This is a genomic window from Kitasatospora sp. NPDC088548, from assembly GCF_044753005.1.
Classification (GTDB): domain Bacteria; phylum Actinomycetota; class Actinomycetes; order Streptomycetales; family Streptomycetaceae; genus Kitasatospora.
Genome location: NZ_JBIVMI010000012.1, coordinates 159465 through 184066 on the forward strand (window position 1 = coordinate 159465; position 24602 = coordinate 184066).

Consider the following 24602-nt stretch of genomic DNA (forward strand, 5'->3'; position numbering starts at 1 on the left):
CCCCACGCCAGACCTCTCCGCCGCCGCACCCGGCCCGACGCCGTCCGATCCGGCGCCGCACCGGGTGCCCGAGATCTCCTCGCTCGGGCTGGACACGCTGGTCACCGAGGTGGCGGAGCGCCTGCAGTCGGCGGCGGCCGTCACCGACCGGATGCAGCGGCTGCTGGAGGCGGTGGTCTCGGTCGGGTCCGGGCTGGACCTGCACGCCACCCTGCACCGGATCGCCACCGGCGCGGCGGAACTGGTGGACGCCAGGTACGCGGCGCTCGGGGTGATCGCGCCGGGCGGACACGGACTGGCCGACTTCATCCACGTCGGGGTGGACGACGAGACCGCCACCGAGATCGGCGAACTGCCCGCCGGGCGGGGCATCCTGGGCGCGCTGATCGACCGCCCCGAGCCGCTGCGCCTCACCGACCTCACCACCGACCCGCGCTCGTCCGGCTTCCCGGCGCACCACCCGTCGATGAGGACCTTCCTCGGGGAGCCGATCCGGATCCGGGAGGAGGTCTTCGGCAACCTCTACCTCACCGAGAAGAAGGGCGGCGGCGCCTTCACCCCCGAGGACGAGCAGGTCGTGCACGCGCTCGCCGCCGCGGCCGGCGTGGCGATCGAGAACTCGCGGCTGTACGAGGAGGGCCGGCGCCGGGAGCGCTGGATCGCCGGCGCGGCCGCCGTCACCACGGCGCTGCTCTCCACCGACGAGGCCGAGGTGGCGCTGACCGTCGCGGCCGAGCAGGTACGGGAGTTGGCGGACGCGGCGCTCGGCATGATCCTGCTGCCCACCAGCGGCGGGCCCGCGGACGGCCAGATGCGGGTGGCCCACGCCTCGGGCGAGGCGGCCGAGTTCGTCCGGGGCGAGCTGCTGCCGCAGGACAGCTTCGCCGCGCGGCTGTTGCAGGGCGAGAGCGTCTACCTGGACGACATGTCCAGCGACCCGACCGTGGTGATCCGCCTGGCGCGCAGCTTCGGTCCGTCGATGGCGGTGCCGATGGTCGCGGCCGGCCGGGTGCTGGGCGGGCTCTGCGTGTGGCGCTCGCGCGGCGCGCTGCCGTTCACCGACTCGGAGAAGCAGCTCGCCGAGACCTTCGCCTCACAGGCCGCGCTCGCCCTGCGGCTCGCCGAGGGCCAGCGGGACCAGCAGCGCCTGGCCGTCTTCCAGGACCGCGACCGGATCGCCCGGGACCTCCACGACCTGGTGATCCAGCGGCTGTTCGCCACCGGGATGATGCTGGAGAGCGCCGCCCGGCGGGCCCTCGTCCCCGAGGTGAAGGTCGGCATCGGCAAGGCCGTGGACGAGCTGGACGCCACCATCCAGGAGGTCCGCACCACCATCTACGCACTGCAGCACGACAACCACGGCGACGCCCCCGACACCCTGCGGACCAGGGTGCTGCGGGAGGGCAGTCAGGCCGCGGCGGCGCTCGGGTTCAAGCCGTCGGTGACCTTCACCGGGCCGGTGGAGAGCCTGGTCGGCGAGAATACCGGGCGTCAACTCCTGGCGGCGCTAAGGGAAATGCTCTCCAACACGGCCCGGCACGCGCGGGCCTCGCGGGTCGGGGTGGAGATCGACGCGACCGTGCACCTGGACGACGAGGGCCACCCGATGGGCGGCGGCCCGGAGTCGCTGGACCGGGCCGGGCGGCCGGGTGTGCTGCTCACCGTGACGGACGACGGCGTCGGCATTCCGCCCGGTGGGCGCCGCAGCGGCCTGCGCAACCTGACCCGGCGGGCGGAGGTGCTCGGCGGCGACGCGTGGCACGAGCCGGGCCCGTACGGCAAGGGCACGAGGGTGTGCTGGACCGCCCGGCTCTGAACGTTCGACGCTGAGTGTCCGGCCGGTTTCGAACGCCCTGTGCGCGGAAAGGGATGACGGCGTCCAGTTGGTGTACACCCGGTGAAAGTTTAACGAGAGAGAACTTCCCGGCCAACGGAGCAAGTTGTGCATTTCCCTCCCTTCCGGCGCCCTCGTGTGCACACATAGCTTTACTCCCGTCTCGGAGAGGTACCGGACTGGGGGAGCAGTGGACGCGTCAGGTCGCGGTCACACCGCAGCAGGGGCAGGTCGCGGGGGGTTCCGGACCGAACGGGCGCCGGACGGCCGGTACCGCTGGCAGTTGAAGGCGCCCAACGGCCGGGTGGTGGCGATCACCCCGGCCGCGTACGAGACGGCCGGTGAGGCCGAGCGCGGCTTCGACGGCTTACGGGCCGGCGCGGACGGGCTGGTCGCCCGGATCACCCATGTCCGGGACGGCATCGGCTGGATCTGGGTCGTCCCCGGCTCCCGCACCCTCCCCGAGGTGCGTTCCAGCCGCGCGTACGAGCGGTACGCGACCTGCCAGAACGCCTTCCGGCGGTTCGTGGCGCTGCTGGCCAAGCATCCCGGTCACGAACTCACCGACATCAGAGTCCCGTTGAGACCGTCCGATGCGGGCTGAGCGGCGTGGTCCGAGACTGCTGACCGTCCCCGCGGCCGGCCAGTGCGTCGGCTGGGCGCTGCGCGCCGCCAACGGGCGGCAGCTGGGCGTCGGTGTGCGCACCTACCGCAGCGAGGACGAACTCGCCGACGCGGTCAGAGAACTGATCATCGAACGGGCCGCGCTGCGGTGCACCGTCGGACAGTCCGAGGCCCGGCTCTGGGTGTGGACCGCCTACCTGCCGGTGCGCAGCACCCGGCCGGGCGCGGGCGAGGCCGGCCCGATCGCCCGCAGCGCCCGCGGCTATCTGCGGCGCGACCAGTGCCAGGCCGGGGTGGACGGCTTCCTGGCCGGGCTCCACTGGGTCGGCCAGGAACTGCGGCGGGCCGGCCGTGACGCCCGCTGGCCCTGGTGACGCTGCGCGCCCCTGCCGGCCGTTCGTTTCTTCCCCCTTCGGCCCGTTCGCGCCCTCCCGCCCGCCCCGGCTCCGGCGTTCCCGCGCTCCCGGCCCGCCCGGCACTCCCCGCACGTCCGCCCGCCGTGGCTACCGCTGCCCCGTGCGCGCCGTTCCGGTGAAGCCCAGGTTTCCGGCAGCCTCCCGAACCGCCACCTGGAGAAGAACGTCACAGGCCTGCGACCTGCGTGTTTCTGCCCCTCCACGCCCGCGCTGACCAGTCGCTAAACCTGTCTGAACCGACGTATCGACAATCTCCGCCCGTCGTCGACCACCCTTCCGGCGGAACCTCCGAGCCGGACAGGATCAGCTCTGCCGGACGGACCGCCGCGGACGCGGTCACCGGCCCCGGGCCCCCAACCAGGGCCCGGGTACAGCGATGTACGTCTCTCCCACCGGAGGAACAGGAACATGCGCAAGACCGCTGCCAAGCTGCTCGCCGTCGCCGCTCTCGCGACCTCGGTCGCCACGATCGCCAGTGGCACCGCCATTGCCGACCCGACGGTCACCCCGGCCGCCACGGACATCGTGAGCGTGGGCTCCGACACGACCCAGGCCGTGTCGAACCAGTTCTCCACCGACTACAACGCCTACCTGGCGAGCATCGGCGACACCACCTCGCCGCGCTACTACAGCTGGGACGCGACCGGCTCCGCCACCATCAACCTGCGGGCCGGCGTCTCCGGCTTCACCCGTCCGAACGGCTCCGGCGCCGGCATCAACGCGCTGAACGCCGTCAGCAGCCCGGTCGACGTGGCCCGCTCCTCGCGTGGCCCGAAGGCGAACCCCGGCGGCGACCCGACCACCGACGTGTTCGTGGCCTTCGCCAAGGACGCGGTCTCCTGGGCCGCCCCGGCCACCGGCTACGCCCCGGCCAACCTCACCACCGCCCAGCTCAAGGGCATCTACGAGTGCACCACGACCGACTGGCACGCGCTGGTCCCGTCGGTGCCGGCCGGCACCACCATCAAGCCGTACCTGCCGCAGGCCAACTCCGGCACCCGCGCGTTCTTCCTGACCGCGATCGGCAACCCGATCCTGGGCGGCTGCGTCACCACCGGCCCGCAGGAGAACGAGGGCACCGACGCCGCGTTCACCGACCCGGCCTCGCTGGTTCCCTACTCGGTCGCGCACTACATCGGCCAGGTCTACGGCGGCCACAGCAGTGGTTCCGACGCGCCCGGCAGCCTGACCATCCGCAACGCCGACGGCAACGTGCCGCTCACCGCCACCAACACCCTCTCGCCCGCCTTCGCCTCCACCGCGTACGGCCGCGTGGTCTACAACGTGGTTCGCCAGGGCGACTGGACGGCGACCGACGCCCACGGCGCCGCGCTCCGCGCCATCTTCGGCCCGGCCAGCGGCAACGGCTGGATCTGCAAGAACGGCACCAACATCATCAAGAACTACGGCTTCCTGCCGCTGCCGGGCACCGCGTGCGGCAGCACCACCCAGAACGCCAGCTGATCATCCGTCACCAACCGGCGGCCGGGGGTGCTGAACCCCCGGCCGCCGGGCCGGATCCGGCGCCGAGTACGGATTCCCAAGGAGCCCTGGCAACAGTGCGTAGAACCTCTGTCAAGCTGCTCGCCGTTCTGGCCCTCGCCATCACGGTGACGGCCACCGGCACCGCCGCTGCCGACCCCGCGGTCACGCCGCCGGCGACCGACATCGTGGGCGTGGGCACCGAGGACACCGAGGGTGTGCTCAACGGGCTCTCCGCCGGGTACAGCTGGGACGCGACCGGGCCCTCGCCGATCGCGCCGAAGGCCGGGGCAGCGCCGATCGGCCGGCCGAGCTCGGTGGACAGCGGCCTCTCGGTCTCCGTCAACGGCTGGATCTGCAAGAACGCCACCAGCACGATCAGGAGTTACGGCTTCCTGCCACTGCCGGCCATCGCGTGCGGTTCCACCATCTAGCGACCGGCCCGCGAGCGGTGACCACGCGAGTGCGGCGCCGGTGACCCCAAGAACTTCGGCTTCCCTCTGATCCCCGGTGCGTGTTCACGGGATCCGGGCAACCGGCGGCCGGCCTTCCGGGCCGGTGTTCCACCCAGCACAACCTTCACTCTCCAAGGAGCTCAGCATGTCCCGTACCCGCGCCCGCCTGGCCGCCACCGGTGCCGTCGTCGTCCTCGCCGTCACCGGTGCCAGCAGTGTGGCTGCCGCCGCCCCGGCGGCCACGGCCCCGACCGGCAGCGTGGTGGTGCACGAGAACACCGCCTTCCTGAAGGACTCCGCTCTCAACGGTGTGGTGGTCATCCCGCTTCCCTCGGCGACTCCGTCCTACGACAACACCTCGGGCTTCTCGACGACCTTCCCGGTGACTGGTGGTCAGGTCAACCTGCCCGCCTACTACGGCAACATCCAGCTCGGTGGCGGCCTGCTCTTCATCAACGTCTTCACCGGCAAGAGCGCGGTCTTCAAGCAGCTCGCGTTCAGCGCCGACAACTGGCAGCTCACCGGTGTGCCGGTGGACGGCACCGCCCCGGTGGCGCTGCTGGACCCGGCCGGCGACACCCAGGTCACCAAGGTGGGCGCCACCCAGACCCTGACGGCCGCCGACCTCCAGGTGGACGCGGAGGGCGCGCGGTACGTGGACTCCAAGCTCAACACCACCTTCTTCAAGGGCGGCCAGTCCCTCGGTTCGCTCTCGCTGACCTTCACGGCCGGCAGCTGATCTCTCCCGCACCTCACGGCAGTTCGGCGGGCCCGCGCGACGGTGTGGGCCCGCCCCCCGTTGTGGAGTTCCCAACTCCGCTACAGAGTCACCACGTTGGGCCCTCGTACATCAGGCCGACCGAATCCGGCCATCTATGGCTGGCCGAATGGATGCGTACCGGAATCGCCGGCCGCTCGCAGCCTGATCCATCCTCCGCGCCGCGTAACGGTGGTGCGGGATCGCACGGAGGTGCCCAGCATGAGAATCCGCCTGCCCGACCGGAGACATCCCGGGTGGTGGCGCCGGAGGCTACCGGCGCTCGCGCTCGTCTGGGGAGTGGTGGCGGCGCTCGGGGTGGTGCCGATCGGGATCGGGGCACTGCCGCAGGCGCAGGCCGCGTCCTCCCTGACGGTGAAGGGCCCCAAGGTGTGGCTGCCCGCGACCGAGACGTACGGCCCCGAGGGCAGCGTCACCGTCTCGCAGGCGAGCAACCTCGGCAACCAGGTGCTCCAGGTGTCCTGGAGCGGCTTCACGCCGACGGTCGACATCGTCGGGGGAAGGCCCGTGACGGTGGTGCCCCGGGCGAACAGCTCGATCGCCTACGCGGTGCGCGTCTACCAGTGCCGGGGCAAGGACCCCAAGATCACCGACTGTTACGGCACCGCGGTCTACAACGCGGACCCGGCCAAGGGATTCCTGCAGCCGGCGCCGCCCCCGGGCACCACCACGCCGGACTTCCCCACCAACATGGTCGTCGCCCCGACCGGGCCGGACGGCTCCGGGGCGGCCAGCATCGAGGTCTGGACCGGCCAGCAGAGCCCCTCGCTCGGCTGCGACGCGACCCACCCCTGCTCCCTGGTGGTCGAGCCGAACTACGGTGGGGACCCGCTCGACGGCTGGGCCGCCCGCAACGGACAGGCGGACTGCAACGACCACTCGAGCGACGTCGACTACTACTTCAACACCACGACCGACGGCTTCCTGCAGAACACGTACGGCTGGGACGGCGGCGTCAACGACCATCTCATGATCGGCGAGATGTGCGCGTGGGAGCACCGCGCCGTCGTGCCGCTGTCGTTCGCGCCCACTCCGAGTGACTGCAAGGCCGCGGCGTCGGCGTTCAAGGCGGCGGGCCTGGAGATGGCCAACCGCGCCATGCAGCAGTGGCGTACCGGTCTCTGCCTGGACCAGAACCCGATGTCCATCCAGTACACCCCGGCGGGCGGCGAGCCCCAGGCCCGCGGGGACTTCCTCGGCGGCTCCGGGCCGGACGTCGCGCTGACGGCCAGGCCGGACCGGAGTCCGCCGGCCCGGCCCTACGTCTACGCGCCGCTCGCGACCACCGGAACCTCGGTGGTGTTCGTCGTCGACGACCAGACGACCGGGCGGCAGATCCGGGACCTGCGGCTGAACGCGAGACTGCTGGCCAAGCTGCTCACCCAGTCGTACTCCTCACCGGGCACCAAGGTCGCCTCGGTGTCCGGGAACCCGGCCTGCGTCTTCCAGGATCCGGAGTTCCTGAAGCTCAATCCGGAGACCGCCGAGAACGGGATCCACTGGCCGGCGAGCTGTGGGCGCTTTCTGCCGAGCGTCGTCGGCAGCACCACGGACCTCACCTACCAGCTGACCTCGTGGATCGGCGCGGACCCGGACGCCGCGCGGTTCCTGAACGGTGAAGCCGACCCGTGGGGCATGCACATCAACACCTTCTACCTGCGGCCCAAGTACGCCGGCTACCCGATCGACGCGCTCCAGCGCCAGGACGACTCCGGTGTGGACGACCCGAAGGCGCCCGAGGGCCTGCAGCACTGGAAGCAGTACGAGTGGAACCCGGTCGGTGCCGACGGGCTGCTCGGGGTGGTTCGCAAGATTCTGCAGAACCAGCCGAACTGTGTGAACCCCGATCTCAACGGCACTGGTGGGCACGACGCCTGCCCGGCGATGGAACGCGGTGTCCGTACCCTGTTCGCCATCATGGACGCGGGCCAGGCCAAGGCCTTCTCGCTGCCCGAGGCGGCACTGCTGAACCCGGCCGGAGCCTTCGTGTCGCCGTCCACCTCCAGTTTCCAGGCCGCGGTGGCGGACATGCCCGTCGACGCGGTCACGGGTACCCAGGAGCTGCCGTACGGCCAGGCCGGGACCGAGTTCTTCCGGGACGCACAGGCCTACCCGCTCACCACCGTCCAGTACGCGATGGTGCCCACGGCCGGCGTCGGGCAGGACAAGGCCGCCGCGATCTCGCGGTTCGTCAAGACGGTGAGCGGCGCGGGCCAGGTCTACGGGACCGAGCCCGGCAAGCTCGCACCGGGCTTCCTCAGCCTGACCAACGCCCAGCGGCAGCAGGCGCAGGAAGCCGCCGACCACGTCGAGGCCCAGGACGGCAAGCTGCCCGGCAACCAGGTGGCCCCGCCCGCGCCGCCCAACGGCGGTGACGGCGGTACGACCGGTGGCACCGACGGCGGTACCACCGGCGGTACCGGTGGCGGAACCACCTCGGCGACCGACACCTCGGGCACCGGCGGTGGCACCGGTGCCGGTACGACCTCCGGCGGAGGCGGCACCGGCGGCAGCGGAACCGCCGGCGGCCTCGGCCCGGACGGCACCACGGGCGCCCCGGCGGCCGGCACCCCGGCGGCTCCCGGCGGCAAGCCCGGCGCCACGCCGAGCCCGTCCGGCGGCCCGCTGGCAGCCGCTCCGGTGGCGGCCGGGACCCCGGCGGCCGACCGGGCCGGTACCGCCCGCCTGCTCCTGCCGATCGCGCTGATCGCGGGCCTGGTGCTGCTGGTCGGCGGCCCGGCGGCGCTCTTCTTCGGCGGCACCCCCGCCGGAGCGAAGGCCGCGGCCGGACTGCGCTCCGGCTGGGCGCGGCTGCGCCGCAGGCCCTGACGCTCCCGCGGTAACGACTCGGCGGGGCCGCCGTCCTGGCCCCGCCGAGTCCCCTTCCCGGGGGCCTCGCCTCCGGGATCTCCCTGTACCCGAGCACTTCCGTACCGAGCGCGCCGGAGAGCAGACCATGACAGCCGCCGCCGAGCCCGCGGCACCCTACGCCGGGGCTCCACGCCAACCAGACCGACAGCCCGACCCCGATGTACCCCGCACCATCACCGCCCCCGCCACGCCCGGCGACCGGGTGTTCCGCGGCCTGCTGCGCGCGGCCGGCCTCTCGGTCTTCGCCATCATGGGGCTGATCGCGTTCTTCCTGCTGCTGCGCGGTTCGGACGCGCTGACCGAGGTCGGCTGGTCCTTCCTCACCGAGCAGAAGTGGCAGACCCAGGCGCACAACTTCGGCATCGCCGCCGTGCTGCCCAACGGTCTGCTGATCGCCCTGATCGCCCTCGTCATCGCGGTGCCGGTGGCGCTCACGGCGGCGGTCTTCATCTCCGAGTACGCGCCGCAGCGGCTACGGGCCACGCTGGTCTCGCTGGTCGACCTGATGGCGGCGATCCCCAGCATCGTCTACGGCCTCTGGGGGCTTTTCTTCCTCCAGCCCCGGATCATCGGCTTCGTCCGCTGGATGGCCAACCACCTCGGTGACGCCATTCCCTTCCTCAAGGTGCGCACCGGCGACATCGGGACCTCGTACACCTCCTCGACCTTCATCGCGGGCGTGGTCGTCTCCCTGATGATCATCCCGATCGTCACCTCGCTCAGCCGTGAGGTCTTCTCGCAGGCCCCGCAGGGCGAGCGGGAGGGTGCCTACGCGCTGGGCTCCACCCGCTGGGGGATGGTGCGCACGGTGGTGCTGCCGTTCGGCAAGGGCGGTGTGATCGGCGCGGTGATGCTCGGCTTCGGGCGCGCGATGGGCGAGACCATCGCCGTCGCGCTGATCATCTCGCCCAACTTCAAGACGATCACGCACATCCTGGAGAACGGCGCCAACTCGATCTCCGCGCTGATCGCCCTGCGCTTCGGGGAGTCGGACACCCTCTCGCTCTCCGCCCTGATGGCGGCGGGCCTGGTGCTCTTCGCGCTCACCCTGCTGGTCAACCTGGCGGCCGGCTTCGTGATCAACCGGTCCCGCTCCGGCTCGGCCACGGCGGACTGACGATGACTCAACTGTCTGACGCCCGCCTACCGCTGCCGCCCGCCCGCGAAGGGACGACCCGATGACCACGCTCGACCTGCCACCCGTCACGGCGCCCGCGCCGGCCGGTGCTCCCCCGGCGCCCGAGCCGCCCCGCCCGGAGAAGCGGGTGAAGCTCGGCGGGATCACCCGCGAGGACGTGTTCACGCTGGCCGGCTCCCTCGCCGGCTCACTGGCGCTCGACTGGATGCTGTACGAGCGGATCCTGCCGTTCAGCGGCGCGCTCGGCTTCCTGGTCTGCTGGTATCTGCTCTTCCTCATCGGCTACTTCGCCCTCGGCCGGTTGCAGTGGGGGCCGCTGATGGTGCGCGAGCGCCTGGTCTCGGTGGTCGCCTGGAGCTCCGGCCTGCTGGTGGTGGCGCTGATCGCCGACCAGATCGGCTACGTCCTGCTGCGCGGCCTGGAGGCGGCGAAGCACCTCAACTTCTTCACCGAGTCGATGGACCACACCGCCGCGCTCTCCCCGATCACCTCGGGCGGCGCGCTCAACGCGGTGGTCGGCTCGCTCGAACAGCTCGGCCTGGCCACGCTGTTCGCCGTCCCGCTGGGGATCGCGGCGGCCGTCTTCATGTCCGAGGTCGGCGGCCGGATGGCCCGCCCGGTGCGGACCCTGGTCGAGGCGATGACCGCGCTGCCGTCGATCGTCGCCGGGCTCTTCATCCTCGGCATCGTGATCCTCACCTTCGGCTTCGAGAAGAGCGGGTTCGCCGCGTCGCTCGCGCTCACCGTGATGATGATGCCGATCGTCACCCGCGCCGCCGAGGTGGTCATCCGACTGGTGCCGGGCACGCTGCGCGAGGCGTCCTACGCGCTCGGGGGCAGCCAGTGGCGCACCGTGTGGAACGTGGTGCTGCCCACCGCCCGGCCCGGCCTGGTCACGGCGGTGGTGCTCGGTATGGCGCGCGGCGTCGGTGAGACCTCGCCGGTGCTGCTGACCTCCGGCTTCACCTCGCAGTTCAACGGCAACCCGTTCAGCGAGCACCAGGTGTCGCTGCCGCTCTACATCTGGAACTACGTCAAGCAGCCCTACCCGGAGATGGTCGCCCGGGCGTTCGCCGCCGCGCTGACCCTGATGGCCGTGGTGCTGATCCTCTTCGTCACCGCGCGGGTGCTCGGCGGCCGACGCCCCGGGCAGTTGACGCGACGTCAGAAGCGCCGGATCGAGCGCGGCGCCCGCCGTGCCGAGACCGCGGCCCGCGCCGTCCCCGCCGTCACCGTCACGACCGCCGCCACCGCCCGTACCGCCCGTACCGCCACGACCGTACCCGCCGGGGAGCACTGATGTCCCACCCAACCACCCTCCGCACCAGAGGAGTCCCCATGTCGTGGGAGGCCGCAAGCCGACCCGTGGCCCGCACGCTGGCCGTGCTGCTGTCCCTGCTGCTCGCCTCGGCCTCCCTGCTGCTGGGGCAGAGCACCCCGGCGTACGCGGCGGTCGCGCTCAACGCGGACGGCTCCAGCTGGGCCGGCCCGGCCATCGACCAGTGGCGCCAGGACGTCGCGCCGCAGGGCATCCAGATCAACTTCAACCCGATCGGCTCGGCGGCCGGCCGCACCCAGTGGAGCAACGGCCAGGACGACTTCACCGCCTCGGACGTGCCGTTCCGCAGCAAGCGGGACGACGGTCTCGGCGAGGCCGGGCACGCCAGCGGCGCGGGCGGCACCGAGAACCCGCGCTACGGCTACTCCTACGTGCCGGTCACGGCCGGTGGGACGACGTTCATGTACAACCTCGTGGTGGCCGGGAAGCAGGTCCGCGACCTGCGACTCTCCCCGCAGACCATCGTGGACATCTTCACCAACAAGATCACCAACTGGAACGACCCGAAGATCACCGCGGACTACGGCAAGGCCCTGCCCAGCACGCCGATCACCCCCGTGGTCCGCTCCGACGGTTCCGGCGCCACCGCCCAGTTCACCCGCTGGATGAGCCACACGCACCAGGCCCAGTGGGACGAGTACTGCCGCAGCATCAACGGCGTCCCCTGCGGTGACTACACCGAGTTCTTCCCGCCGTCCGGCCGCATGGTCGCCCAGAACGGCTCCGACGTCGTCGCCGGCTACATCAAGGCCCCGTCCGGCCTCGGCACCATCGGCTACGACGAGTACGCCTTCGCCAAGCGCAGCAACTGGCCGGTCGTGAAGGTGCTCAACTCGGCCGGTTACTACTCCCTGCCGACCGCCTCCAACGTCGCCGTCGCGCTCACCGCAGCCAAGATCCGCGGCGTGGACGACAACACCGCGCCGGACGACCCGAACTACCTGCAGCAGAACCTCGACGCCGTCTACACCATGAACGACCCGCGCGCGTACCCGATCTCCAGCTACAGCTATCTGATCGTCCCGCGCGAGAACAGCCTGGAGAAGCTGCCGAAGTTCACCAACGAGAAGGGCAGCGCGCTCAGCCGCTTCCTCTCCTACGTGCTCTGCGAGGGCCAGGGCGAGGCGGACGGCCTCGGCTACTCGCCGATCCCGCGCGGCCTGGTCCGCGGCGGGCTGCTGCAGACCCAGCACATCCCCGGCAACGCCAGCCCGGTCGACCCCAACACCCTCTCCAACTGCGCCAACCCGACCTTCAACTCGGCCGGTGAGCTGACCGTCCTCAAGAACGCCCCGCAGCCCAGCCCGTGCGACAAGGCGGGCGCGCCGCTGAACTGCACCGTGGAGAACGGCAAGCCGGTCGGCAACGGGTCCGGCTCGGGCGGTTCGGCCACGGGCGGCAGCGGTTCCGGTTCGGCCGCGGGCGGCACCGGCGGTACCGGCGGTACCGGTAACGGCAAGACCCCCGGCACCACGGGCGCCGGCTCCGGCGCGGGCGGTACCGGCTCCGGAGCCGGTGGCACCGGTGACGCGGCCGGCCAGCCCGGCGCCGGCGGTGACGCGGCCGCCACCGGGGGCGAGGGCGACCCGACGGCCGAGGACGTCGTCGACCCGCAGACCGGCCAGGTGGTCGCCCGCGGCCGGGGCGGCGTCGCCACCGAGGTCCAGGCGAACGTGGTCGCCGTGGACGGGCGGCCCGAGGACTGGCTGCTGACCACCCTCACCGCGCTCGAACTGCTCGCCGTCGTCGCCGTGCCGCCGCTGCTCGGCCGCCGGCTGCTGCGCCGCCGCAACGCCACCGGCGGCCGGTCATGACGGCCCCGGCACTGGAGAAGCCCGCCGCCCCCGACCGACCGGCGGCGGCCCCGGCGCCCGCGGCGGCTCCCGCCCCGGCGCCGAAGCCGGACGTGCCGGAGGCCGCCGCCGTGACGCCCGGGCGGCGGCGGTTCCTCCAGGCGGCCTGGGCGGTCAGCCTGCTCGCCGTGCTGGTGACGGGCTTCGTCGGGTACCTCTTCACGCTCTCGCACGTCCAGGAGCGGCACTTCCAGTCCACCGCCTACAAGACCTTCCGGGACCAGCTGGCCCGGGCGGTCGCCCCCACCGGCGCCGCCGCCGACGGGGACCCGGTGGCGCTGCTCGACATCCCGGCGATCGGCCTGCACCAGGCCGTGGTGGTCGAGGGCACCACCGGCCGGGACCTGATGCGCGGTCCCGGCCACCGCCGGGACACCGCGCTGCCCGGGCAGACCGGCGTGGCCGTGGTGTTCGGCCGCGGGGCGAGCTTCGGGGCGCCGTTCGCCGAGCTGTCCAAGCTGCGGGTCGGCGACAAGATCGAGGCGACCACCGGCCAGGGCAGGTTCACCTACACCGTCAACGTGTACGGCGACGGCGACCACCCGATCAGCGACCCGGTCCGCAACCGGCTGGTGCTGGTCACCGGGGACTCCAACTGGATCCCCGGCTCCACGGTGCTGATCGGCGCCCGGCTGGAGGGCGACCCCGAGGTCAACCCCGGCGGCCGGCCCGCCACCGTCCCGTACGACAAGGCGCTGGCCGCGGACAAGGGCGCGCTGGCCACGCTGCAGCTGTGGATGCTCGGCCTGCTCGGCGCGGTGGTGGCCGCCACCGTACTGGCCCGGCGCTGGCACCGCTCGGCCGCCTATCTGAGCCTCGCGCCGGTCGTCGGCGCGCTGCTCTGGGCCGTGTACGAGAACGCCGCCGCCCTGCTGCCCAACCTCTACTGACGCGCGCCCGGAGGACCGTACCGATGACGGACGTACCGATGACGGAAGTACCGATGACCGACGCACCGATGACCGACGCGCCGAACCCGACCGGCGGACCGCACCAGGGCGCCGTGCCCCACCCGGTGGACCGGGCCGGGTACGCCCGGGCCGGCGACGCCGAGACCACCCTCACCCTGCCGCCCGTCCCGGCGGCCGACCTGTCCGCGGGCCCGGGCCAGGAGGGGCTGGCCGGGCTGGAGACCAGGGACGTCTCCGCCTGGTTCGGCTCGCACAAGGTGCTGGAGCGGGTCTCGCTCGCCATGCCGGCCGGGGAGGTCACCGCGCTGATCGGTCCGTCCGGTTGCGGCAAGTCCACCTACCTGCGGATCCTCAACCGGATGCACGAGATGGTGCGCGGCGCCGCGCTCGCCGGCGAGGTGCTGCTGGACGGCGACGACGTGTACCGGCCCGGGCGGCGGCCCGCCGAGGTGCGGCGCCGGATCGGGATGGTGTTCCAGCGGCCGAACCCGTTCCCGGCGATGTCCATCCAGGACAACGTCGCCAGCGGGCTGAAGCTGGCCGGGATCAAGGTCTCCAAGGACGAGCGCGAGCACCTGGTGGAGTCCAGCCTGCGCCGGGCCGGGCTCTGGGACGAGGTCTCCACCCGGCTGCACACCCCCGGCGGCGCGCTCTCCGGCGGTCAGCAGCAACGTCTGTGCATCGCAAGGTCGTTGGCGGTCTCGCCGGACATCCTGCTGATGGACGAGCCGTGTTCGGCGCTCGACCCGACGTCCACCCGGCGGGTCGAGGAGACCATCGCCGAGCTGCGGGGGCGGCTCACCATCGTGATCGTCACCCACAACATGCAGCAGGCGCAGCGGGTTTCGCAGTCCTGCGCGTTCTTCCTGGCCACCCACGACACTCCGGGCCGGATCGTCGAGGCCGGGCCGACCGGGCAGCTGTTCGGCAGCCCGCGCGACCAGCGGACCTCGGACTACGTCAACGGCCGCTTCGGCTAAGGGGCTTGATGGCTGGAACGGCTGCTGGGCCCTGGGGCTACGCCTCGGGGCCCAGCAGCCGTTCCAGCACCGCCGCGACGCCGTCCTGCTCGTTGCTCACCGTGTGCAGCGGCACCGCCGCCAGCACCTGCGGGTGCGCGTTGGCGACGGCGTACGCGGTGCCGGCCCAGGCCAGCATCTCCAGGTCGTTCGGCATGTCGCCGAAGGCCACCACCTCGCTCCGGTCGATCCCGCGCCCGGCGCACCAGTGGGCCAGCGTGCTGGCCTTGGTGACGCCGGGCGCGCTGATCTCCAGCAGCGGGATCGGGGCGGAGCGGGTGATCTCCGCCAGGTGCCCGGCCGCCTCCCGGGCCTCGCCGAGCAGCTTGTCCGGGTCGAGGTCCGGGTGCTTGGCGAGCAGCTTGAACAGGCCGCGCACCGGGCCGCCGGTGCCCAGCAGCTCCTCCGCCGGGCCGACCGGATGGTTCTCGTCCTGGCCCCACATCCGCACCTCGTAGCCGGGCTCACGGGCGAACCCGGCCGGGTACTCGAAGGCGAACGCGGTGCCGGGCAGCTTGGCCCGCAGCGCCGCCACGACGGCGAGCGCGTCCTCGGCGGAGAGCGGGAAGGACTCCAGCAGCTCGCCGCGCCGGACGTCCACCACCGCGCCGCCGTTCGAACAGATCGCCACCCCGTGGCCGCCGATGTGCGGGCTGACCTGCTGCATCCAGCGCGGCGGGCGGCCGGTGACGAACACCACCTGGATCCCGGCCGCCTCGGCCGCCGCGAGGGCGGCGGCGGTGCGCTCGGTGACGGTGCCGCCGGAGCACAGCAGGGTGCCGTCCAGGTCGGTGGCGATCAGACGGGTGGCGGCAACGGGGCGGGGCGGCATCGGCTGGCTGGTCACCGCTCCATCTTCGCCTACCGCCGTCGGGAGGTCACCGCCGAGGCGGCGGCCTCCCGACGCCCCGAGGCCTGCCTCAGACGACGACCTTGAGGGTCACCGCCGCGGTGTGCAGGGTGCCACCGGTGCGGAACTGCAGGAACAGCCGCCAGTCGCCGGCCGCGGGCAGTTCGGCGTGGAACGCCAGGGTCGGGCCGCCGGTGCCGCCCGGCTCGGCCCCGGCCTCGGGGTGGAGGTGGGCGAAGGCCTGGTCGCCGGTGTGGAAGGCGGTCAGGTGGGCGAAGGTGTCGAGGTACGGCTGGAGGTCGGTGACCGGCTTGCCGTCCCGGCTGACGGTGACCTTCAGCTCGCCGGCCCGCCCGGCCACGGGGGTGCCCTCGACGGCGACGGTGTAGCCGTCCACGGTCGCGGTGCCGGTGGTGGTGCCGGTGGTGGCGGGCGGCTCGGCGGCCGCCGCCGAGCCGTCGCCGGGGACGGTCACGGGGCGGCTGAGCACCAGACCGGTGCCCTTTCCGGCGCCGCTGTCCGGGATGAACGAGGCGTAGACCCGCCAGTCGCCGGGGGCGAGTGCGGTCAGCGGGGCCGTCCAGGTGCCGTCGGCGGCCATCTCGGGGTGCAGGTGCTGGAAGCCGGTCAGGTCGGAGCGGATCGCGTAGGTGTGCATCCGCATGGTCTGGTCGGTCTGGTAGGCGGTGACGGGGCTGCCGTCCGGGCCGGTGACGGTGAACCGGTACTCGGTGGGTGTGCCGGCGGGGAGTGTCCCGGTGGCGGGGTCGAGGCGGTAGCCGTTCTGCTCGGCGGCGAGACCGGGGGCGTTCGCGGAGCCGGGTGTGGCGGTGGTCCCGGCCGCGGTGGCCGAGTCGGCGCCGGGCGGCTGGTGGCCCTGATGGCCGCCGCTGGGGGAGGCGGCCGGCGTGGCGGTGCTCGCGCCGTGGTCCATCCCGCTCATCCCGTTCGCCCCGCCCGTTCCGGCGGAGCCGCAGGCGGTCAGGGCGGCCGCGAGGACGGCGGCGCCGGCGGTGAGAGCGAGGGTGCGGGTGCGGTGACGGGGGGTGGGAGTCATGTCGGTCGGTGTCTTCCGGTGGGTACGGGCAGGACGCGGCGCGCCCGGCCTCCCCGCGTTCGGCGGTGGAGCCCGGCGCGGGCCCGGTCAGGTCCGTGCGACGCACACCCGGAGGAGCAGCCGCCGCCCGGCGGCGGGTGGTGCCCGTGGGCCGCCGGTCCGCCGCCCGCGCGGGTCGGCGGCGACCCGGACGGCGAGCAGCGGGGCGAACGCCCCGGCGGCGAGCGGCGCGGCGGCGGGCAGCCCGGCGCCGTCCCGGTCCCGGGTGGACACGCAGGAGACGGCCTGCGGATCACTGCCGCGCGCCCGGTGGCCGTCCAGGGCGGGGGCGTCGTGGTGCGGGCCGGCCGCCGCCATCGCGACCGCCGCTGCCCCGGGTTCGTGGCAGCCGCCCGCCGAGGTGGGGGAGCCGTGCATCAGGAACAGCCCGGCCAGGAGCGCGCCGAGCACCAGCAGCCGGGCCATCGCCCCGCCGCTCGGCCGTCCGCTCGGCCGTCCGCTCCCGTGCCCGTCCGCCGTCACGGGCCGGAGAATACCCCCTGCCCGTATCTGTTTCCGGTAAGTGCCGTGCCGTGCGGCGCGTTTCGGCCCCGGATACGACGTTTCCAGCCGATTCGCACCCGATCGGGGTGTCCCGCTTCCCCCGCACGGGCAGAACTGCCATGGCCACCCCGTCGGCAGGAAGAGCCATGCCAACTCGCCAGCTTCGAGACGAGCGCCCACCGACCACCCCGGACGACACCCGCGACGCGCGCGAACCGGTCCTGATCGGCGACGTCATCTTCGCCGCCCTCGCCGACATCGCCCGCCGCACCCCCGAGGCCCCGCCCCGCTTCCCGGCCCAGCGCACCCGCCCGCACCCGTAGCCGGGCCTTCCTGTGCGCCGCGCACCCGCCGGCCCCGGGACCGGTCGGGGCGGCGGTCCGGTCCGCGGTCCGGCAGTTCGGGACCGGAGGCCTCAGTAGGAGACTTCGACGACCGCCCGGTGGGTGCGCCGGTCGCCCACGCCGGTGAGCAGGTAGTGGGCGAGGTCGGCGCGGGAGAGCGAGGTGGCGGCGGTCAGATGGGCGTTCTCCGCCGTCCGGTAGCGGCGGGTGAGCGGTCCGTCGGTGAGCATCGGCGGCCGGACGACCGTCCACGCGGTGTCGTCGGTCCTGACCACGGCCTCCATCCGGGCCATGTCGGCGTAGCCGTGGCGGTAGAGCCGCTGGATCACCAGCCTGGTGACCAGCCGCTGGGCGAGCGGGATGCCGGGGTCGGTCTCCAGACCGGCGGAGGACAGACAGAGCAGGCGGCTCACCCCGGCTTCGTGCATGGCGGCGAGGATGTTCAGGGTGCCCTGCGAGTAGACCGTCGTGGGGCGCCGGCGGTCGGTGCTGCCGAGGCAGGACAGGACGGCATCGTGTCCGGCGAGGGCCGAACGCCAGCCCGCCGCGTCGAGGACGTCACCGCGCAGGACGGTCAGTGGCCCGTCGGCCTTCCGGGAGGCGGGGGCGGGGACGCGGCCGGGGTCACGGACGACCGCGGTGACGGCGTGGCCCGCGGCCAGGGCCTGCGCCAGGAGTTGTACGCCGGTGCCTCCGGTGGCACCGAAGACCAGCAGTTTCCTGGCCCGACCGGCGGCCGTGGCCGTGACCTGGTCCGTGGCCTGGTTTGCGGCCTGGTTTGCGGCCTGGTCCGTGGTCGTCTCATCCCTCGCGGTCATGTCGTCCCTCCGTCCGCACACGCTGCCGGGGCAGCAGGAACCCGGCGGCGATCAGCCAGGCCAGGCCGGTGAAGCGGGCAATCGGCAGCAGCACGGCCGCGCCGTCGACCAGCAGGGTGAGGGCGGCCAGTTCGGCGACGGCGGCCACGACCAGACCGGCCAGTGCCAGCCGGCGCGGCAGCAGGCGGGCGAGGAGACCGGGTACGGCGATCCCGGCGACGAGCAGACCGAGCGGCACCACGTGCCCGGGCCCGCCGGTGGCGAAGGCCAGGTACTGCAGCGCCCGGACGAGCGCGGGCTGGTCGAGCACCTCGGGCCGGGAGAGCGCCCAGGTGACCAGTCCGCAGCAGGCCAGGAAGGCCGATGCGAGCACGCCGCCGGTCAGGGCGATGGTCGCGCCCGGGGCGCGGACGCCGAGTCGGTGCAGTCGCGCGGAGACGGTCGCGGCATAGACGGCGAGCGGGATCGCGGCCGCGAACTGCAGGGCGCCGGAGGCCTGGACGGCGCCGTGGTGGTCGCGGAAGTAGGCCACGATCTCGTCGGTGCGGCCGAACGGCGAGGGGAACGGATGACCGTCGGCCAGCAGGGTGCTGATGATCAGGCCGGCCAGGAACAGCGCGGTGAACACCACGGCGAGCACACCCGGTGGGGGCCCGCCCTGGGCCTGTCGTCGTGCTGGAGGAGAGACGGCGGCGATGGTCATGCGATCACCCGCCCGCCGGACAGGTCGAGCGTGGCTCCGGTGACCCAGGACGCGGCGTCGGAGGCGAGGTAGAGCACCGCCTGTGCGACGTCCTCGGGCCGCCCGAGCCGGCCGAGCGGGAACATGCCGGCCAGGCCGGTCAACTGCTCGTCGGACATGGACTGTCGCATCCGTTCGTTGAGTACCGCCGACGGCGCCAGGCAGTTGACCCGTACGCCGTGGCGGCCGACTTCGTTGGCCAGATGCCGGGCGAACATCAGCACGCCGGCCTTCGCGGCGGCGTAGGCGGCGTTCGATCCGCCGGGGTGGCGGCCGGCGGTGGAGGACATCATGACCACCGTGCCCGACCTCCGTTCGATCATGGCCGGCAGGAAGGCGGACACCGTCAGATACACCGATGTCAGGTCGGACGCGATGGCGGCGTTCCACACGTCGGGTGTCAGCCGCGCGGTCGGTACGGGCCGGCCCTGGCCGCCCGCGAAGGGGGCGAGGATGTCGACCGGGCCCAACTCGCGCTCGATGACGGCGCGGAGCCGCCCGGCCGTGTCCGGCTCGGTCACGTCCCCCGGCGCAGGAACGGCGTGCCCGCCGTCCTCGGTGATCGACCGGACGACGGCCTCGATCGCCGTCTCGTCCCGCCCGTTGACCGCGACCTTCACCCCGTTGGCCGCCAGGGCCCGGCACGTCGTCGCGCCGATGCCGCGCGATCCGCCGGTGACGAGAGCGACCTTGCCGTCGAGATCCGGGTGGCGGGGCCAGCTGTCGCCGGTACGTGGTGATTCCATGGGAATATCCGTTCTCTCGACTGAACAGTTCACAGTGGAGAATCATTTAGCTTTCCGTACCATAGCCCCGTGAGCAGTGCGTGGCAACCAGACCAGGACTCCGGCCCGCCGGCCCCGCGCCCCGGTGGCGGAGCGGCGTTCCTCCTCGCCCAGATCGGGGCGCACGCCGCCGCGCGGTTCGCCGAACGGGTCGCCGAACTCGGCCTGACCCCACCGGACATCGGGCTGCTGCGGATGATCGCGGGCAAGCCGGGCCGCAGCCAGCGATCGCTGGCGACCGACCTCGGGGTGGTGCCCAGCCGTGTCGTCGCCCTGATCGACAACCTGGACCGCAAGGGACTGGTGGAACGGCGGCGCAGCACCGAGGACCGCCGCAACCACGAGCTGTACCTGTCCGACGAAGGCCGCCGCGTGCTCGGCGGCGTGGGGAAGGTCGCCGCCGAGCACGAGGACGCCCTCCTCGCCGCCCTCGACGAGGGCGACCGGGCGCAGCTGGCCCGGCTGCTCGACACCGTCGCCCGCCAGCAGGGCCTCACCTCCGGCGTCCACCCCGGCTACCGCCACCTGCCCCCGGGCCGTCGCGGCCGAGCCTGACAGGGGGCGTCGCTCCGGCACGGCCGCGCCCGGAACGGTGTCACTCCGTGTGAGCGCACTCTTGGCGGACGTCACCGCGCGGCCGCCCGCGGGCCTGCCTAGCGTGACGTCATGAGCAACGCCGGATCAGGGTCGCCCGGGACGAACTCCGGTCGGGCCGTGCCGCGGTAGCGCTTTCACCGCTCGGTGCTCCTGGTGCGCCGATGCGGCCGGGAGGCACGTGCGGCGGCGTCGGCGGAGTCCGTTCCGTCCGCAGACGTCCCCTACTCGATGTCCAGGAGGCTTCACGTGAGAGTTCGAGTCCGCACCCGCCTGACGACGATGGCCGCGGTGGTGGTCGCCATGGCGGCCGGCACGGCCACGGCCACCCCGGCGGGCGCTCGCGAGCCGTTCGTCGGTCCGCTGAACACCGTGTCGCTCATCGCTTCGACAGTCCCGGCCAACGGCGATCTGAACCCCTACGGCACGGCGGTCGTCCAGCACAGCGCCGGTGACCTGCACCGGGGCAATGTGCTGGTCAGCAACTTCAACAACAGCCTCAACCAGCAGGGCACCGGCACCACGCTGGTCCAGGTGAGCCCCGACGGCACCGCGCGGCAATTCGCCGAGATCGATCCCGCCCACCTGCCCGGCCCCTGCCCGGGTGGTGTCGGGCTCACCACCGCGCTGTCCGTCCTCCCCGGCGGATGGGTGGTGGTCGGCAGCCTGCCCACGGCCGACGGCACCTCGGCCACCGCCCGGGCGGGTTGCCTGCTGGTTCTGGACAGCCACGGCACGGTGCGCGAGACCTTCGCCGGTGAAGGCATCAACGGCCCGTGGGACATGACCTCGGTGAGCCACGGGGACAGGACCGAACTGTTCGTGACCAACGTGCTCAACGGCACGGTGGCCGGCGGCGGCAACGACGTGAATCAGGGCACCGTGCTGCGGATCACCCTGGACACCGGGCGCGCCGGGGAGCCGCCCTGCCGGTTGGCGACCACCAGGATCGGCTCCGGATTCACCGAACGCACCGATCCGGCGGCCCTGGTGATCGGCCCGACCGGCGTCGGACTCGGCCAGGACGGCACCCTCTACGTGGCCGACACCGCCGGCAACCGGATCACCGCGATCCCGGACGCACTGACCCGCGACTCCGACGCGGGTACCGGCCGGGAAGTGACCGCGGGCGGCAGGCTGAACGGCCCGCTCGGCCTGGCGATCGCACCCGGGGGCGACATCCTCACGGTGAACGCCGGCGACGGCAACCTCGTGGAGACCACCCCGCGCGGCGCCCAGGTGGCATTCCGCCAACTCGACGCAAGCGGCAACCCTCCGGGGGCCGGTGCGCTCTTCGGCCTCGCCGTGGACCTGGACAAGGACGCCGTCTACTTCGTCGACGACGCGACCAACCAGCTGGACGTACTGCACTGATCCCACCCTGACCCCCGGCAACGCCGGACGGAGGCGGCGCGTGGCAGTCGTGCGCGAGCGTGGCCCCGGCCCGGCGAGACCGGGCGAGTGCGCACGGCTGCCTCAAGGCGGCTGTCCACACGGCGCCCGTCGGATCCGGCGGGCGACCGCCCCGGCGCCGTGGCCGGGGCCGCCGAGCGGCTGCGGCTCGGGACGCTGGTGACCTCGGTCAAGCCTCGTTCACCCATCGCAGTCTGATCTGGCACTCCATTGAGCATGTCGCACGGGCCGTGAGCACGGGCACGAAGCGTAGAGGCTGCAGGGCGGCTATGGGGATGCTGGGATGAAGTCGGTGGACCTTGCAGCGACCATGAAGGCGACCATCCTTCACGCTCGGGGAACAGTCCTTCCGATCGCACGGTCCGCGACACGTCACCGCCATGACGTGTTGCTGGTGACGTCCTCGGTCCCGGTATAACTCGGCAGCGATGACCATGTGGGCCACTACGATGTTTGCTCGGGCTTGATCATCCTCTGGAGCAACATGCGCCTCGAACACATCATGATCGACAACTTCCGCGGTCTGAGCCACGTGGACATGTCGTTTTCCCGATTTGGTTGCCTCATCGGCGAGAACAACGCGGGGAAGTCCTCGGTGTTCCAAGCGCTCAACATGTTCCTGCGTTCGGGGTCTGCGGTCGATACCGACTTCTTGAACCCGGCACAGCCCATTCGCATCCAGCTCATCTTCGCCGGCATCGGCGCGGCAGACCTGCAACGCCTCGAAGAGAGTCACCGTTCACGCATCGAACCGGTGGTTGAGGACGGACGTCTGACCCTGGCGCGGACGTACAACGGGCCGGGCAAAGGCCAGATGCGGGTGGTTCAGAAGGTACCGAGCGACCAGCGCTTCCACAAGGCGGTCTTGGAGGAGGTGCTCAAGCCCAAGATCTCTACGGAGGAGCTTGCGGCGAACGTTCGGCACACCTATCCCGAGATCTTCGACAGGCTGTCCGGCAAGATCAACCGGGCTGCTGTGAGGAGGGAATGGGTCGAATGCGTCGCCGCACTCAAGGAGGACGAGTACACCACGGGCGACGACGCACTGATGACCGGCCTGGACAAGTCGGTTGCTCCCCTGCTGCCGGAGCCGATCTACATCCCCGCCGTGAAGGAACTCAACGACGATCTCAAGACCAGCTCGACGGCAACGTTCGGACGCCTCCTGTCCATCCTGTTCGATGACATCGAGCATCAACTGCCGCAGCTGGAAGAATCCTTCGATCTGCTTCGCAGGCAGCTGAACGTCGTGCCGGGGAAGGACGGAAGCGAGTCGGACGGTCGGCTGGAGGAGGTACGCAAGATCGAATCGCTGATCCAGCGCAACCTGCAGGAGTCCTTTCCGCGCGCGAGCGTTCGCCTGGAGATCCCCCCGCCGCGCCTGCGCAGCCTGCTTGAGGAGGCGCAGATCGCCGTCGACGACGGCATCAGCGGCCCGTTCAAGACCAAGGGGGACGGCCTGCGTCGGTCAGTGGCCTTCGCCATCCTGCGCGCCTACGTGGACATGAAGACCGCGAAACCGACTCAGCCTGACGGTGCCCGGCAGCCCTGCCTGCTGCTGTTCGAGGAACCCGAGGTTTTTCTGCATCCGCAGGCGCAGCGCAAGCTCTTCGAAGCCCTGACAGTGTTCTCCGACTACAACGACGTTCTGGTCAGCACACATTCGCCGGCCTTCTGCGCGCCCGGGGCGACGGGCACGTTCGTGAAGGTGGTCAAGGACCACACGCTGGACCCCCCGGCCAGCCGGACCTGCGTGATCGATCTGTCAGACATGGGCGCTCGCGACCAGTTCGAAATCATCACGCACGAGAACAACGAGGCGGCGTTCTTCGCCAGCTCAGTGCTCCTCGTGGAGGGTCCGAGTGACCGCACCGTCATCCCTCATATCGCGCGCACCCTCGAACCGCAGTGGGACTTCGACAAGCACGGCGCTGCGATCGCCAAGGTCGAAGGTAAAGGCAGTATCGAGCGGTACCGCGGCTTCTTCCAGCGCTTTGAGATGAGGGTCGCGGTCATCGCGGACCTGGACGCAATTCTTGACGGGTTCGACAAACTGGGAGCGAGTGCCGAGTGCTGCAAACTGCGTGAGCGGGTCGTCACCAAGGTCAATGAACTGGTGAAGGACGAGGACGTCAAGGCGTCCGCCAGTACTCTAAAGAGCCTCAGCAAGAGCGGTAGCGCACGTGCCCTGTGGGAGCGCGCACAGCTCAAGAGCGAGGAGCACGCCCAGGGGCTGTGTGACTTCGAGGAACTCGACGCAGCGGTGAAGGCGTTCTTCGCCCGTTCCACTTCCAGCGCCGCACGGCGGATCCTCGAAGAAGCCGAGGACCCGGAGCTGAAGAAGATGAAGCTGGAGCTGCTGAAGAACCTTCGCCGCGAAGGCATCTATGTCTGGGAGCGCGGGGCGATCGAGGCGTACTATCCCGAGCTCCAGGCCAGCGAGTCGAACAACAAGAACGACCGGGCCCGCGCGTTCTGTGAGCGCTACACCACCGCCGATGCCATTCGCGGTCTGCCGGTCTTCAAGGAATCGGCTATTTGCGAGTTCGACCTCGTTTTTGAGGCATTCTTTGGTACATCGTTGCTGCAGCCAGCAGCGGTTGAGGTTCCCCGGCAAGCCACGACAGAAGCATCGGAACCTGCTCCCGCCATCTGAGCTGTCTTCACCCGAAGGGCTGTCTGTGTGTCGGACCGCTGCTACCTCTGAGTTCAGGTAGCAGCGGTCCGACCTTGCCA

General features: G+C 72.0%; 22 protein-coding genes. 16 read left to right on the forward strand and 6 right to left on the reverse strand.

Annotated features, from left to right (window positions below; genetic code table 11):
- Positions 1 to 151 precede the first annotated feature (151 nt).
- The 12 genes from ACIP82_RS17805 (at position 152) to ACIP82_RS17860 (ending at position 14681) form a co-directional block, all read left to right on the forward strand.
- Entirely contained in the window at positions 152 to 1816 is a 1665-nt protein-coding gene (locus ACIP82_RS17805; protein ID WP_400654287.1) for a GAF domain-containing protein, read from the forward strand.
- 301 nt (positions 1817 to 2117) lie between these two features.
- Positions 2118 to 2438, forward strand: a complete 321-nt coding sequence (locus tag ACIP82_RS17810) for a hypothetical protein (protein WP_363605216.1) — start codon at positions 2118 to 2120, stop codon at positions 2436 to 2438.
- Positions 2428 to 2832: a hypothetical protein gene (locus ACIP82_RS17815; protein WP_363605217.1), complete on the forward strand. Its 405-nt coding sequence runs from the start codon at positions 2428 to 2430 to the stop codon at positions 2830 to 2832. The genes ACIP82_RS17810 and ACIP82_RS17815 overlap by 11 nt, the downstream gene beginning before the upstream one ends.
- Positions 2833 to 3282: 450 nt before the next feature.
- A complete protein-coding gene (locus ACIP82_RS17820; RefSeq protein WP_400654202.1) occupies positions 3283 to 4338 on the forward strand; it encodes a substrate-binding domain-containing protein in 1056 nt (351 codons plus the stop codon).
- Between the two features lie 95 nt (positions 4339 to 4433).
- Positions 4434 to 4790, forward strand: a complete 357-nt coding sequence (locus ACIP82_RS17825; protein WP_400654204.1) for a hypothetical protein — start codon at positions 4434 to 4436, stop codon at positions 4788 to 4790.
- 166 nt (positions 4791 to 4956) lie between these two features.
- On the forward strand, positions 4957 to 5550 hold the full coding sequence (locus tag ACIP82_RS17830) for a hypothetical protein (RefSeq protein WP_400654206.1): 594 nt from the start codon (positions 4957 to 4959) through the stop codon (positions 5548 to 5550).
- 240 nt (positions 5551 to 5790) lie between these two features.
- Positions 5791 to 8418, forward strand: a complete 2628-nt coding sequence (locus ACIP82_RS17835) for a hypothetical protein (protein ID WP_400654208.1) — start codon at positions 5791 to 5793, stop codon at positions 8416 to 8418.
- Between the two features lie 127 nt (positions 8419 to 8545).
- Complete coding sequence (gene pstC, locus ACIP82_RS17840) at positions 8546 to 9577, forward strand: phosphate ABC transporter permease subunit PstC (RefSeq protein ID WP_400654210.1); 1032 nt, start codon at positions 8546 to 8548, stop codon at positions 9575 to 9577.
- A gap of 61 nt (positions 9578 to 9638) precedes the next feature.
- Positions 9639 to 10898 (forward strand): phosphate ABC transporter permease PstA, encoded by a 1260-nt coding sequence (gene pstA, locus ACIP82_RS17845; protein ID WP_400654212.1) that lies wholly within the window; start codon positions 9639 to 9641, stop codon positions 10896 to 10898.
- 38 nt (positions 10899 to 10936) lie between these two features.
- A complete protein-coding gene (locus tag ACIP82_RS17850; protein ID WP_400654214.1) occupies positions 10937 to 12751 on the forward strand; it encodes a phosphate ABC transporter substrate-binding protein PstS in 1815 nt (604 codons plus the stop codon).
- Complete coding sequence (locus ACIP82_RS17855; protein ID WP_400654216.1) at positions 12748 to 13680, forward strand: class E sortase; 933 nt, start codon at positions 12748 to 12750, stop codon at positions 13678 to 13680. The genes ACIP82_RS17850 and ACIP82_RS17855 overlap by 4 nt, the downstream gene beginning before the upstream one ends.
- A gap of 53 nt (positions 13681 to 13733) precedes the next feature.
- On the forward strand, positions 13734 to 14681 hold the full coding sequence (locus ACIP82_RS17860) for a phosphate ABC transporter ATP-binding protein (RefSeq protein WP_363605228.1): 948 nt from the start codon (positions 13734 to 13736) through the stop codon (positions 14679 to 14681).
- Positions 14682 to 14718: 37 nt separating this feature from the next.
- Here ACIP82_RS17860 and ACIP82_RS17865 read toward each other — a convergent pair whose 3' ends face one another.
- The 3 genes from ACIP82_RS17865 to ACIP82_RS17875 all read right to left on the reverse strand — a co-directional run bounded on the left by ACIP82_RS17865 (position 14719) and on the right by ACIP82_RS17875 (position 17149).
- Positions 14719 to 15567, reverse strand: coding sequence for an HAD family hydrolase (locus tag ACIP82_RS17865; protein WP_400654218.1), 849 nt, complete (start codon positions 15565 to 15567; stop codon positions 14719 to 14721).
- A 73-nt stretch (positions 15568 to 15640) separates the two neighbouring features.
- Positions 15641 to 16627: a hypothetical protein gene (locus ACIP82_RS17870; protein WP_400654220.1), complete on the reverse strand. Its 987-nt coding sequence runs from the start codon at positions 16625 to 16627 to the stop codon at positions 15641 to 15643.
- An 87-nt stretch (positions 16628 to 16714) separates the two neighbouring features.
- Positions 16715 to 17149: a hypothetical protein gene (locus ACIP82_RS17875; protein WP_400654222.1), complete on the reverse strand. Its 435-nt coding sequence runs from the start codon at positions 17147 to 17149 to the stop codon at positions 16715 to 16717.
- 167 nt (positions 17150 to 17316) lie between these two features.
- On the opposite strand from ACIP82_RS17875, the gene ACIP82_RS17880 reads away from it, so the two are divergent.
- Positions 17317 to 17493, forward strand: coding sequence for a hypothetical protein (locus ACIP82_RS17880; protein WP_363605231.1), 177 nt, complete (start codon positions 17317 to 17319; stop codon positions 17491 to 17493).
- Between the two features lie 92 nt (positions 17494 to 17585).
- Here the strand turns inward: ACIP82_RS17880 and ACIP82_RS17885 are convergent, their stop codons facing one another.
- Genes ACIP82_RS17885 through ACIP82_RS17895 form a run of 3 tightly spaced genes read right to left on the reverse strand, consistent with a single transcriptional unit; the run spans position 17586 to position 19820 of the window.
- Positions 17586 to 18332: an NAD(P)-dependent oxidoreductase gene (locus tag ACIP82_RS17885; protein WP_400654224.1), complete on the reverse strand. Its 747-nt coding sequence runs from the start codon at positions 18330 to 18332 to the stop codon at positions 17586 to 17588.
- A complete protein-coding gene (locus ACIP82_RS17890) occupies positions 18316 to 19035 on the reverse strand; it encodes a hypothetical protein (RefSeq protein ID WP_363605233.1) in 720 nt (239 codons plus the stop codon). Before ACIP82_RS17890 ends, ACIP82_RS17885 begins: the two co-directional genes overlap by 17 nt.
- Positions 19032 to 19820 carry an SDR family oxidoreductase gene (locus tag ACIP82_RS17895; protein WP_363605235.1) on the reverse strand — a complete coding sequence of 263 codons (789 nt, stop codon included), beginning with the start codon at positions 19818 to 19820 and terminating at the stop codon, positions 19032 to 19034. Before ACIP82_RS17895 ends, ACIP82_RS17890 begins: the two co-directional genes overlap by 4 nt.
- A gap of 69 nt (positions 19821 to 19889) precedes the next feature.
- Between ACIP82_RS17895 and ACIP82_RS17900 the strand changes: the two genes are divergently transcribed.
- The 3 genes from ACIP82_RS17900 (at position 19890) to ACIP82_RS17910 (ending at position 24522) form a co-directional block, all read left to right on the forward strand.
- Positions 19890 to 20414 (forward strand): MarR family winged helix-turn-helix transcriptional regulator, encoded by a 525-nt coding sequence (locus tag ACIP82_RS17900; RefSeq protein ID WP_363605236.1) that lies wholly within the window; start codon positions 19890 to 19892, stop codon positions 20412 to 20414.
- Between the two features lie 288 nt (positions 20415 to 20702).
- Complete coding sequence (locus ACIP82_RS17905) at positions 20703 to 21827, forward strand: hypothetical protein (protein ID WP_400654227.1); 1125 nt, start codon at positions 20703 to 20705, stop codon at positions 21825 to 21827.
- A gap of 502 nt (positions 21828 to 22329) precedes the next feature.
- Positions 22330 to 24522 (forward strand): ATP-dependent nuclease, encoded by a 2193-nt coding sequence (locus tag ACIP82_RS17910; RefSeq protein ID WP_400654229.1) that lies wholly within the window; start codon positions 22330 to 22332, stop codon positions 24520 to 24522.
- The last annotated feature ends 80 nt before the right edge of the window (positions 24523 to 24602 follow it).